Origin of the sequence: Rhodococcus sp. G-MC3, from assembly GCF_030063335.1 — a bacterium.
Taxonomy (GTDB): Bacteria; Actinomycetota; Actinomycetes; order Mycobacteriales; family Mycobacteriaceae; genus Rhodococcoides.
Genome location: NZ_JASISW010000006.1, coordinates 60453 through 72834 on the forward strand (window position 1 = coordinate 60453; position 12382 = coordinate 72834).

11 protein-coding genes and 1 riboswitch are annotated in these 12382 nt (G+C 63.7%); all 11 genes read right to left on the bottom strand.

The genetic code is table 11. From position 1 onward, the window contains the following. Nucleotides 1-16: 16 nt before the first annotated feature. The 11 genes from QMK17_RS08050 to QMK17_RS08095 all read right to left on the bottom strand — a co-directional run bounded on the left by QMK17_RS08050 (nucleotide 17) and on the right by QMK17_RS08095 (nucleotide 12382). Nucleotides 17-1144: an LLM class flavin-dependent oxidoreductase gene (locus QMK17_RS08050; RefSeq protein WP_283508118.1), complete on the bottom strand. Its 1128-nt coding sequence runs from the start codon at nucleotides 1142-1144 to the stop codon at nucleotides 17-19. Continuing rightward, nucleotides 1141-1905, bottom strand: a complete 765-nt coding sequence (locus QMK17_RS08055; protein WP_283508119.1) for a DUF1684 domain-containing protein — start codon at nucleotides 1903-1905, stop codon at nucleotides 1141-1143. The genes QMK17_RS08050 and QMK17_RS08055 overlap by 4 nt, the downstream gene beginning before the upstream one ends. Beyond that, nucleotides 1902-3257 carry an NtaA/DmoA family FMN-dependent monooxygenase gene (locus QMK17_RS08060; RefSeq protein WP_283508120.1) on the bottom strand — a complete coding sequence of 452 codons (1356 nt, stop codon included), beginning with the start codon at nucleotides 3255-3257 and terminating at the stop codon, nucleotides 1902-1904. The genes QMK17_RS08055 and QMK17_RS08060 overlap by 4 nt, the downstream gene beginning before the upstream one ends. Then, nucleotides 3254-4357 carry an LLM class flavin-dependent oxidoreductase gene (locus tag QMK17_RS08065; RefSeq protein WP_283508122.1) on the bottom strand — a complete coding sequence of 368 codons (1104 nt, stop codon included), beginning with the start codon at nucleotides 4355-4357 and terminating at the stop codon, nucleotides 3254-3256. Before QMK17_RS08065 ends, QMK17_RS08060 begins: the two co-directional genes overlap by 4 nt. Beyond that, a complete protein-coding gene (locus QMK17_RS08070) occupies nucleotides 4350-5945 on the bottom strand; it encodes a dipeptide ABC transporter ATP-binding protein (protein ID WP_283508124.1) in 1596 nt (531 codons plus the stop codon). Before QMK17_RS08070 ends, QMK17_RS08065 begins: the two co-directional genes overlap by 8 nt. Beyond that, nucleotides 5942-6835, bottom strand: coding sequence for an ABC transporter permease (locus QMK17_RS08075; protein ID WP_283508125.1), 894 nt, complete (start codon nucleotides 6833-6835; stop codon nucleotides 5942-5944). The genes QMK17_RS08070 and QMK17_RS08075 overlap by 4 nt, the downstream gene beginning before the upstream one ends. Next, nucleotides 6828-7808 (bottom strand): ABC transporter permease, encoded by a 981-nt coding sequence (locus QMK17_RS08080; protein WP_283508126.1) that lies wholly within the window; start codon nucleotides 7806-7808, stop codon nucleotides 6828-6830. The genes QMK17_RS08075 and QMK17_RS08080 overlap by 8 nt, the downstream gene beginning before the upstream one ends. 2 nt (nucleotides 7809-7810) lie before the next feature. Beyond that, entirely contained in the window at nucleotides 7811-9427 is a 1617-nt protein-coding gene (locus QMK17_RS08085; protein WP_283508128.1) for an ABC transporter substrate-binding protein, read from the bottom strand. Between the two features lie 106 nt (nucleotides 9428-9533). Next, the gene (locus QMK17_RS26375) at nucleotides 9534-9638 is read right to left on the bottom strand and encodes a putative leader peptide (RefSeq protein ID WP_336620137.1); all 105 of its coding nucleotides are present in this window, start codon (nucleotides 9636-9638) and stop codon (nucleotides 9534-9536) included. Nucleotides 9639-9642: 4 nt separating this feature from the next. Beyond that, a riboswitch (SAM riboswitch) is annotated at nucleotides 9643-9746 on the bottom strand. An 84-nt stretch (nucleotides 9747-9830) separates the two neighbouring features. Further along, complete coding sequence (locus QMK17_RS08090) at nucleotides 9831-10937, bottom strand: LLM class flavin-dependent oxidoreductase (RefSeq protein WP_283508130.1); 1107 nt, start codon at nucleotides 10935-10937, stop codon at nucleotides 9831-9833. 53 nt (nucleotides 10938-10990) lie between these two features. Beyond that, nucleotides 10991-12382 (bottom strand): NtaA/DmoA family FMN-dependent monooxygenase, encoded by a 1392-nt coding sequence (locus QMK17_RS08095; protein WP_283508131.1) that lies wholly within the window; start codon nucleotides 12380-12382, stop codon nucleotides 10991-10993.

A 12382-nucleotide genomic window follows, 5' to 3' on the forward strand; every position in this document is an offset into this window, starting at 1 on the left:
CCTTCGTTGTTCCGATCTATACCCGTAGCCGCGGCAGACCCCACTCTTTCCCGAGCAACTCGTACGACCTCAACCGATCCTGGTGATCATGGGCAACAGAAGTCACGACGAGTTCGCTCGCCCCCGTGGCACGCTGCAGTGCGTCGAGCTTGTCGGCAACCGTGGCTGCCGATCCGACAAACTGAGTTACCACACGGTCCTGCACCACCTCGGCCTGCTCAGCCGTCAGCGCCGAACCGGTCTTCGGGTCCGGGTACGGGATGGCACCGTCACCGCTGCGAATGCTGTACACCCACTGACCGAACGTCGACGCGAGATACTCGGCCTCCGAATCCGTCTCCGCCACTACCGCATCGGCAGAGACGACCACGTAAGGCTCGTCCAGGATGGACGACGGTACGAAGGCAGCCCGGTAGGCCGAGGCTGCATCGAGAGTCGTTCCCGGACTTACATGGTAATTCGCGACGAAGGGTAAACCGCGTGCGCCAGCGACCTGTGCGCTCTGGCCACCGCTGCTACCGAAGACCCATAGTTCCACTTGCGCGCCTGCGCCTGGGGTGGCAGTCAAGGACACTCCCGATGACGTCGTGAAATCGTCGCGCAAGAAGTCGATGATGTCGTCGAGCTGCACTTCGAAATCCGGGGTCTTGGCCTCGGGCTGCACAAGCACCGAGCCCGTGGCCAGTAGCCGCTCGGACAGAACGAGGTTTCCCATCGGAAACGGCTTCGGGAACAGGATCCCCTCGATGACCTTCTCCTCGTGTTCTGGTTCTGGTCGATCTTTGCCTGCCAGCGCTTCGGCGCGCCGCTGCCCAGTTCTGCCGATGCCCAGATCGATGCGTCCCGGGTAGAGCGCGTCGATAATTCCGAACGACTCCACGACCGACGCCGCGGTGTGATGGCCGATCTGCACTGCCGCGGAGCCCACCCGAATTCTGTTGGTAGCTGCTGCGAGCAGACCGATCAGGACCGCGGGCGACGAACTGGCCGCCGCCACGAAGTGGTGTTCGGCGACCCAGTAGCGCTCATAGCCCCACTCCTCGGACTGCCGGGCCAGGTCGACGGTGTTCCGCAGCGCCTGTGCTGCCGTGGAACCCTCACTGATCGGCGACAGGTCGAGCACCGACAACGGAACCCTGCTCATTGCACGGTCTCCGGACGCGGGTTCTTCTCCCCGGCCTCGACGGCGACCGTCAGCCTGTTCTCGGGGGGTGAGAGAGGGCACGTCGCGTAATCGGTGAACGAGCAAGGCAGGTTCGACGCCCTGTTGAAGTCGAGGATCACCGAACCACCGTCGGAAGGATCGGCGACGGCCAGTGACCGCGCCGCCGGGTACGTCGTGACGCCGCTGGTGGCATCGGTGAACAGAATCTGTAGTCCACCCGCTTTGCCACCGAAAGCCAGAAATTGCTGAGCGTCGCCACCGATTTCGAAGTCGATGACGCCCACAGCGGTGTGGTGATGCTCGAGCCCTTCGACGACGGCTCCCGTCGTGACGATCTTGGACTCCTCGAACGGCGTGAACTTTCCTGTCACGCTCCACTTTTCGTCTGGCTCATAGCTGGGAATGCCGCTGAACGTCTGCAGGTGCGGGGATTTCGGGTCATGCACTCGAAGTGCGACGGAGCCGGTGCGGCGAATCACCTCGATGCGGCGGTCACCGTCCTCGACGAGGATGCCGGGTGCTCCCTCTTTCGGGTCCAGTGTGTCTCCACCCTCGACGTACACGGCATTCTTGTCGGCACGCCACCGGCCGGGAAGATCTGCAATGGACTCGAACTCGTCTGTCAACCAGTAGATTCCGGTTAGGGACACCCAGCCGAGCGGGTCGCCGTAATAGGTTTCACGCTCGGCGTGCCACACGTTCCATGCCTCTTCGAATGTACTGGTGATGATGCTGGTCACGATGCTCGCACTCCTTCTCGCTTGTCGTATGGGTGAACCAAATTCAGGTGATCCCGCAGCGTGGTACCGGTGTATTCGGTACGGAAGCTGCCGCGTGCCTGGAGTTCGGGAACGACCTTGTCGACAAATTCGTCCAGGCCGGCCGGGGTGATGTGCGGTACCAGAATGAATCCGTCACACGCGTCGTTCTGTACGTAACTGTCGATCTCCTCGGCGACCTGAGCCGGAGTCCCGACGAACTGCTGGCGCGTCGTGACTTCGATGATCAGTTCGCGGATGCTGAGGTTGCCCGCTTCGGCTTTCGCTCGCCAGTCTTTCGCGACCTGGACAGGATCGCCGTGACGTACGCGTCCGCGGGTGATGTTGACGTCGTCCGATGGGTCTTCCTTCGGCAGGGGTCCGTCGGGATCGTAGTTCGACAGATCGCGGCCCCACACCTGTTCGAGGAAGGAGATCGCCGTCTGCGGGCCCACCTGCTGGTGCCGGATGACGTTCGCGCGCTCGTGCGCCTCCGACTCGGTGTCACCGAGAACAAATGTCGCGGCCGGCAGCACCTTGAGATCACCGTGCTCACGGCCGTACTTCGCGAGACGGCCCTTCACGTCCGAGTAGAACGCCTGTCCCGCTTCGAGAGTCCCGTGGACGGTGAAGATTGCGTCGGCTTTCGCTGCACCGAATTCGCGTCCCTCGTCGGAGTCGCCCGCCTGCAGCAGCACCGGGTGACCCTGTGGACTGCGCGGGACCGTGAAGGCTGCATCGATGTCGAACTGCGGTCCGCTGCGGCGTACCTGCGCGATCGAATCCCGGCGCGCGAACACTCCGTTCTCACGGTCGACCACGAGGGCGTCGGGCGACCAGCTGTCCCACAGTTCGCGTGCGGTGTCGATGATCTCGCGGGCGCGTACGTAGCGGTCGTTTCGGTCCAGGTATCCACCGCGCCGAAAGTTCTCACCTGTAAATGCATCCGAGGACGTCACCATGTTCCACGCTGCTCGGCCACCGGACAGGTGATCGAGCGAGGCGAACTGACGTGCAATCTCGAACGGCTCGTTGAACGTGGTGTTGATGGTTCCGGCGAGACCCAGGTGCGTGGTCACCGCAGCCAGTGCATTGAGCACGATCAGCGTGTCGGGGCGACCGACGACGTCGAGGTCGTGGATGCGCCCCTGGTGCTCACGCAGACGCAGGCCCTCGGCCAGGAAGAAAAAGTCGAACAATCCGCGCTCGGCGGTCTCGGCGAGATGGACGAACGAGTCGAACTCGATCTGGCTCTTCGACTCGGGATCGGCCCACACGGTGGTGTTGTTGACGCCGGGGAAATGAGCGCCCAGGTGGATCTGTTTCTTGCTCATTTCGCTGATTCCTTTGCTGCATAGCGGTTCGCCGGGCGCGTGAGTCCGAGGCGTTCGCGCAGGAGACCTGAAGTCGACCGTCGGTTCAGCTGCGACACAACGCCCGCAATCGCGGGCAGCGCCGAGGCCAGCGCGAGCGGACGAAGAGTCACGCCGTCGACGACGGCCTCGAGCTCCCCCAGTAGAGCAACCAGTCCGGCACTCTCACCCACGAAGGACACGGACTGCGAGGTGTAGGACCCCCAGCCGTTCAGTTGTGCGAGATCTACTCCCGCCGAGTCGGACACGAGCACGTCGAGGTCGAGGAGCACGTGGACGTTTGCCGGATCACGGCCAGCGGTGACCACCGCGCGCCGCACCCTGGCAGCAATGACGGAAGCCTCGTCGACCGTGGGAGCCGCGATCCGAACGATGTCCGCGCGCTGGGCGGCAACTTTCAGCGAATCACTGGTCGCCCGGATCACCACGAGCGACTGCCCCTGCGGCGACCTCGGGGTGATCGACGGCCCTCGCACGGAGAAGTGTTCGCCCTCGAAGTCGATGTAGTGCAGCTTGTCTCGGTCGATGAAGCGTCCGGTCGATACGTCGCGGATCTCGGCGTCGTCCTCCCAGCTGTCCCATAGCCGCGACACTACCTCGATGGCATCGTCGGCTTCGGCCCACAAGCTTGTCGCCGACTGCACACCCTTGCGCCCGAACGACTTCGTTTCGGCATCTGATTCCGACACCGACACTTCCCAGCCTGCTCGGCCGTGTGAGGCGAAGTCGATACTGGCGATCTGCTTCGACACGTGGAACGGTTCGGTGTGCGTCACAGTGACGGTCGGAACGAGTCCGATCGAGTGTGTCGGCGCGGCCGCACGGGCTGCGATGGACGCGGCGTCGAGCCTGCCGAGCTCCGAACCGTCAGCGCTCTGCAGCGCGAACGAGTCTGGAATGAATACGAGGTCGACGCCGGCGCTGTCGGCTTGCTCGATCAGCCCGGTCCAGTACTGCGCGGTGAACAATTCCTCCGCGCGCGAGTCGGTGCGCCGCCAGGCCTGCGGGTGAACTCCGGTCCCCTGCAGGTCGACGGCGACGATGAATGTCTTCTCAGGCACGAACTGCCTCCTTGTCGATCGAAGTACCGGGAATAGCCGCCAGCAGTTCGCGGGTGTACTCCTGCACCGGGTTGTCGAATATCTCCGCGACCCCGCCGTATTCGACGATGGTGCCTGATTGCATGACTGCAACGGTGTCGCTGATCTGCCGGACCACCGCCAAGTCGTGCGAGATGAACAGGTAACTCAGCTCGAGCTCGCTCTGCAGATCGGCCAGTAGCTCGAGGATCTGTGACTGCACCGAGACGTCCAGTGCCGACACCGGCTCGTCGAGTACGACGAGATCGGGCCGCAGTGCAAGCGCCCGCGCGATGGCCACTCGCTGCCGCTGCCCGCCGGACAATTCGGATGGCCTGCGGCGCAGGTACTCCCCCGACAGGGAAACCTGATCGAGCAGCTCCGCTGTACGAGCCGAGCGTTCCGCCTTCGAACCGACCTTGAACGCGTCGAGCGGTTCCTTGACGATTTGTTCGACGCTCAACTTCGGGTTCAACGAGGCGTACGGGTTCTGATACACGATCTGTACGCGTCGGCGTAGCGCCCGCAGAGCCGATCCGCGAAGCGTGGCGACCTCGGTGCCGTCGAACTGCACCGAGCCGCTGGTGAGCGCCTCCAGTCCGATCGCGACGCGTGCGAGTGTCGATTTCCCCGAGCCCGATTCACCGACGACCGAGAGTGTGCGCCCGCGTTGGACTGTGACGGAAGCCGATTTCACGGCATCGAGGGTCACACCTCGGCCGATCCGGAAGGTCTTGGACACCTCGCTCACCGTCAGAATTGGCTCCGTCGCGGATCTATGCGGCCGGAGCTCGCTGCCAAGACTCGGCGCGGCGGCAAGCAACGACTTGGTGTACTCGTGCTGCGGGTTCGCGAGGATCTCGGCGGTTCTGCCGGTTTCGACGATCTCACCCTTGCTCATGACGATCAGTCGGTCCGCACGGTCCGCGGCGACGCCAAGGTCGTGGGTGATGAGCAAGACGGCGGCGCCGGTTTCGGCGACACGCGCGTCGAGATGATCGAGGATCCGACGCTGCACGGTGACGTCGAGCGCGCTCGTCGGCTCGTCGGCGATGAGAAGCTCGGGCCTGCACGCCAACGCAATTCCGATGAGCACACGCTGTCGCTGCCCACCGGACAGATCCTGCGGGTACTGCCGGGCACGAACCTCGGGATTGTCGATGCCTGCCTCGGTGAGGATCCGGATGGCCTCTAGGCGCGCGGACCGTGTGGTGGCGAGTCCGTGTACGCGCAGAACCTCGGCCACCTGGTCACCGATCCGGATGACCGGGTTCAGTGACGTCGTCGGGTCCTGCGGTACGAGCCCGATGTGGGCACCGCGCAGCCGGTCGAGGGTCTTCTCCGAGGCGTCGTCGATACGGTGTCCGTCGAACCGCACTGTGCCGCCGGTGACGTGGCCGGTACCTGCGAGCAGCCCGATGATGGCGTGAGCCGTCGTCGATTTTCCGGAACCGGACTCCCCGACAACAGCAACGACCTCGCCCTGGTCGACGGTGAGACTGACGCCGGCCACCGCTACGTTGTCACCGTACGAGACTCGGAGGTTCTCGACGTCGAGAATGCGACTCATGACTTATCTCCATCGATTGCGTGACCTATGCGGTGCGCGGACAGGACCACTGCGACGATCACGAGACCGGGCAGAGTAGTCATCCACCACGCGGTGGCCAAGAAGCTGCGACCCTCGGAGATCATCGATCCCCATTCGGGGGTCGGCGGAACCGCACCGAATCCGAGGAAGCTCAGCGAGGACACGGCCAGCACCGCCATACCGAATTCGACTGCAGCAAGTGCAATCACCGGAGCATACGAGTTGCGCAGAATGTGCCGGCGAAACACGTCGTACCAGCGGACCCCCGATGCATAGGCAGCTTCGACATAGAGGGACTGCCGCACGCGCAGAACCTCCGAACGCATCACGCGGGCGAAGTTCGCGATGAGCGAGACGCCCACGGCGATCGCGACATTGATGGTCCCGAATCCGAGCGCCGTCACCAGTGCCAGCGACAACAACAGCGCCGGGATCGACAGCATCACATCGACGATGCGCATCAGAACGGCGTCGAGGACTCCGCCCACAGCGCCCGACAGCAGGCCGATGAGCGAGCCGACGACAAGCGCGATACCGACGGCCATCAACGTCGCCGTCAACGACAGACCGGCTCCGTGCACGACACGCGTGTACAGGTCACGGCCGATGTTGTCGGTACCGAACCAGTGCGCGGCGCTCGGCCCCTGCAGTTTGTCGGCAGGAACACCGTTGCGCGGGTCTCCGCTCGCGAACCCCGATGGGAACAGGGCGAATCCGACTGCGAGGAGCAACACGACGATCGAGATGGCCAGCCAGATGTTTTTCAGGATCACGCGACCGAGCCGGCGAGAACGTCTCGGTCGCGCGGTCGGTGGCGCAGCAGGCACCCGTGCCTCCAGACCGACTTCGCGGGTCAGAATGTCAGACATGTGCCTTCTCCTTCACTGCAACGGATGCCGACTTCTTGTACTGCGTCACGATGCGCGGGTCTATCAGCGGGTAGAGCAGGTCCACCGCGAGGTTCACCAGTACGAACACAAGCGAGGTCAGTACGACGATGCCCTGCACCACCGGGATGTCCTGCGCCAAGACCGAAGTCTGGGTCAGTCGCCCGACGCCCGCGCGGGAGAATACCGTTTCGACGACGACGGAGCCGGCAAGCAGGTTCCCGACGAGCACTCCGGCGATGGTGAATGCGGGGATCGACGACAACCGCGCAACGTGCCTGGTCTGTACCCGCAGCCGTGAGACGCCCTTGGCTCGGGCTGATTCGACGAAAGGTTGCTTCCACGTTGTCGACATCGACGTTGCCAACACCTGCGCGATGACCGCTCCGGTGGGTAGTGCCAGGGTGATCGCCGGCAGCACCAACGAGGATGCACCCTGATCTCCGAACGCCGGGAAAATTCGTAGCTGAAACGAGAAGACCTGCAGCAGTAACAGACCCACCCAGAACGTCGGGACTGCGACGCCGAGGGGCGGGATGGAGAACAGCAGGGTCCGCAGCCAGCGGATTTTCGTATACGTGGCCAGGAATGCGATGGTGCCGCCGAAGAACACCGACAGGACGAGCGCTGTGCCTGCCAAAGCCAACGTGCTCGGGAGCGCGTCGAAGACAGCAGTGGTCACGGACTGGCCGGTGGAGATGGAATACCCGAAATCACCTCGCACAGCACCGCTGAGCGAATTCCAATACTGAACCCACACCGGCTGATCGAGACCGTAGCGGGCCTGTAGTTCCGCGATCGCCGCGGCATCGACCGGCGTACCGGACCCTGCTGCATCGGCTGCAATGCTCACTGGGTCGGAAGGAAGAAGGAACAGCACACCGAACGAGATGGTGAACGCTGCCCACAGCACCGCAACCGCTTGCAGTACGCGCTGCGCGAGGTATCGAGTCATGGTTACTGTCCGCTCAGCCAGGTGTCGAAGAACTGCAGACGGGCGGACGCTTCGAACTTCAGGTCCTGAACCTTCGGTCCGGCGCCGATCGCCTGCGACAGTTCGATGGTCGGAATCCACAAGCCGTTGTCGAGCACTTGCTGCTGCGCCGCCGCAATGAACCCGTTCCGTGTCGCGGTATCGGTCGCCGCCAATTCGTCGGTCAACGCCGTGTCGAGATCCGGGATCGGGCCGCGCGCGTTCAAGTTTCGACCGTCCAAGCCGAACGAAGTGCGCAGGATGTCGCCATCGGCGCGAGTGCTGTTGAAGTAGGTGACATCGAAGTCCTTGCTGTTCTGCCGTGCCGTCGATTCCGGTAGCGACACCAGTTCGAGTTGAAGATCGACGCCCACGTCACGCAGTTGCTGTTGTGTCAGCTCGAGGATTGCCTGGTTCCCGGCGAAGACCGCACTGAACATGACCCTGAAACTGAGCTTCTGGCCGTCTTTCTCACGGATGCCGTCGGCTCCGGGGACCCAGCCTGCTGCGTCGAGAATCGACTTCGCCTTCTCCGGGTCGTACTTGACGTCCGACAGTTCGGTGTAGCCGGGAGTCTTGCTGGCGAGCGTCGACGTCGCAGTCTTGAAGTCGGGTCCGAGGATAGTGTCGACGAGTTCTTGGCGATTGATCGCCGGGACGAGCGCCTTACGAACCTCCACGTCCCGTAAGACACCACGAGTGACGTTGGGTTGGAAGCCGAATGGAACTCCAGGGTTGGACGTCGTCACGATCTGGCCGCCGGTGGCCTCGATCTGCGGTGCGTCCTGCGGCAGTGCATCGCTGATGGCGTCGAGCTGATTGGATGACAGGCTGCCGGTACGTACACCGGACTCTGGAACGACGGTGAACTCGATCTTGTCCAGGTAGGCCTCGCCAGTGTGACCGAAAGCATCGGAGCCCCAGTTGTATCCGGTGCGCTTGGCAAGCGTCACCGACTTGTCCTGCTGATAGTCGGCGTAGGCGAACGGGCCGCTACCGATATTGTTGCCGAGGCAGCGTTCCTCGGCGGGCTTCGCTACGGTGCCCGGCGACTGAATTCCGAGCTGAGCAGTCGAAGTTGCTTGCAGGAACTGTGCATTCGGGCCGCTGAAGTCGACCTTGGCCGTCAATGGATCGACGACGGTCGTGCCTGTGTAGCCCGACAGGTAGCTGGCACCGAGGGGCGCCTTGGCGGAGGAAAGATCGTTCGCAATGGAGTCGAAGTTGGCCTTGACGGCAGCGGCGTCGACCGTGGTGCCGTCACTGAACGTCACCCCGTCCTTCAGCGAAAAGGTGAACGACTTCGCGTCGGGGGATACTTCCCAGCGGTTCGCAAGCCACGGGGTGAGCTCGCCGGTGTCGGGATCCTGATCGGTGAGCGAGTCGACGATCTGGCGAGCGACGTAGATGGTCTGATTGGAGCTGGCCTGCGCTGGGTCGGAGCATGTCGGCGCACCGGAGAGCCCGTAACGCAAGGTACCTCCGGACTGCGGCTCTCCGGCATCGGCCGCGGACGAGGCGGGACCACCGCCACAGGCAGTCAATACGACGCTCAGGGCAGCGATAGCGCTGGCTCCGGCAAGAAGGGAACGTGAAGACACGTCAGGTACTCCGGATCTCGAGAAGTGCCCGAAGAACTCAGCCCAAAGCGCAGGGCGAGTCCACGGACATGAACTGGTGAGGGTGTTGAGAAAGGGGCGGCTGTGTTCAGCCGAGACAGATCGAGCCGGTCAAACGGCACAGATCCACGTGAAGGCGACCCCACGCGGTGACGAAGCCAGCACCCAGCACCGGGTTGCCTGCTGTTCTCATCGTTCCTCCATCGGTCCCGGCGGTAGCACCCGCTCCCGCGATGACATGCCCCGCGGGGGGTTGCTGCGACGTCGTAGAGCCAGGTCTCTCGGTCGCTCTGGATGGTGTTGCTGTTTGAAAGTGTACGAGCATCGGCGATCATTGCGCCAATTGGGGTCTTTTCCTACTGGATAGCGGGGGAATAGGTCACATCTACTGCAGCAGAGGAAGTACCCCGCGGCCGAAGTGCTCGGCTTCTTCGAGGTGCGGGTAGCCGGAGAAGATGAATTCCTCGATGCCTGCGTCCCGATATTCACGGATGCGGTCGGCGACCTCCTCGTGACTACCCACCAGTGCGGTCCCTGCGCCGCCGCGGACGAGTCCGAAACCTGCCCAGAGGTTGGGTGCCACCTCCAGGTTGTTCCGATCGCCGCCGTGCAGGTCGAGCATGCGGCGCTGGCCTTCGGATCCGAGGCTGCGCAGGGCCTGTTGGCGTCGGGCGATGAGCTCGTCGTCGAGGCCTGCGATGAGATTCTCGGCGACAGTCCAAGCCTGCGCTGCGGTGTCGCGAGTGATCACGTGCAACCTGATCCCGCCGCGGATGGTTCTCCCCTTACCTCCCGCGGCATCTTTCGCCGCGGCGATCTTCTCGGCGACCTGAGCCGGCGGTTCACCCCAGGTCAGGAACACCTCGGCCTGCGCTGCGGCCACTTCGATTGCTGCGGGCGAGGATCCACCGAGGTAGACGTCGGGAAGCGGAACGGGCAGGTGACCGCCGAAGCCGGCGCCGCTCGGACGGTCGACGGTGTAGAACTCGCTGTCGACCGATACCGGCTTTCCATCGCCGACGGCTCGGGCGATCTCGAGAAACTCACGGGCACGCCGGTAACGATCGTCCTTGCTGAGAGTGTCTCCGTAGCTGCGTTGTTCGACGTCGTCGCCGCCGACCACGACATTGAGCAGCGCGCGGCCTCCCGAGAGTCGCTGGAAGGTACTGACCATCTGCGCCGACAGCACCGGAGCGACTGCGCCCGGACGGAACGCAACGAGGAATTTCAGATTCTCGGTAGCCCCGATCAGTGCCGCAGTGACGAGCCACGCATCCTCACAGTGCCCACCGGTGGGCGTCAGGACCGCGTGAAACCCCAAGCGGTCGACGGTCTGTGCCACCGCGGTGAGGTATTCGAGGGAGGCGTTGCGGTGGCCGGTGTCGACGACGGCATCGCGACCGTCACCAGCGATGCCGACGCCGTGGGACGCGCCACCGAGGCGTTCGTCGTCGCCCCCGGTGGGAAGGAACCAAGAAACTTTCACGAGCATCTCCTTCTGCCGTCGATGACGCGCAGGCCAACGTCTACGTCCATGCGGGAGCCTCAGCCTGCAGCGCTGATCTCGGTCCCATCGACTCTTCTGCGAGAGAGTGACTCGCGTAGCCCGAGGTGTCCACGCAGCGTGGTCTCGGTGTATTCGGTTCGGTACGCGCCGCGCTCCTGGAGTTCGGGAACGAGCCAGTCCACGATCTCGTCCAACCCTCCCGGAACGATGTATGGCGAGATGTTGAACCCATCGGTCGCACCCTCACGGACCCACCGAGTCAGCTCGTCGGCCACCTGTCCGGGGGTCCCTGCGAATCCGGAGCGTGCCGTCGTCTCGATGGCGACCTCGCGGAGCGAGAGGTTCTTCGCCTCGGCGAGTGCCCGCCATTGCCTGGCGATCTCCACCGGGTCCTTACCGTCCCGGAAAGCGCCGCGCGTCCCCGAAATCGATCGCGCTACAGGATCATCGGCTGGAAGAGGTCCGTCGGGATCGAGATCGGACAGGTCACGCCCCCACACCAATCCGACGAGCGAGAGCGCCGTCGGGCCAGTGAATTGACCCTCACGGACCCAGCGTTCCTTCTCTTCGACCTCGGCTGCGTTCTCCGCCAGCACGATCTGCGTCCCGGGAAGGATCTTGATGTCGTCCTCGGGACGACCGGCAGCACGGAGCCGCTTGCGGATGTCGTTCGCGAATGTCAACGCCTCGTCGAAGTTCGTACCGTGGCGCGAGAAGATGACGTCGGCGTTCGCTGCCGCGAAGTCTCGACCCGTCGGCGAGTCGCCTGCCTGGAAGATGACGGGATGTCCCTGACGGCTGCGTGGAAGCGTCGAGTCGAGCTCGACGTCGAATTGCGACGTCGACTTGGAAACACGCTGCACCGCAGTGTTATCTGCCCAGAATTCGCTGCTCGCGGACGTTGCGATCGCGTCGTCCGCCCAGGCATCCCAGAGTGTGCGGGCGGTACGGATGAATTGATCTGCGCGTTCGTACCGAAGCTCGTGGTCCAGGAACCCGCCGCGGCGGAAGTTCTCACCGGTCCACGCATTGTCGGTGGTGACGGCATTCCAGCCGGCTCTGCCGTCGGACAGAATATCCAGGCCCGCCAGCCTTCGTGCGAGATCGCCCGGCTCGTTGTAGGTGGTGTTCTGGGTGGCGACAAGTCCGATGTGCTCGGTGATCCCGGCCAGTGCCGACAGCTGAGCGATCGCGTCGGGACGCCCCGCGATGTCGAGATCGAGGATCTTGCCTTCTTGCTCACGAAGCCGCAGACCCTCACCCAGGAAGAAGGCGTCGAACAGGCCGCGTTCGGCAACGGTCACCATATGACGGAAGGTCTCGAAGTCGATCTGTGAGCCGCTCTGCGGATCGGACCACACGGTCGTGTGGTTGACGCCCTGAAAGAAGACACCGAAGTGGACATGTGCATTGGGTCTCTGAATTGTCAT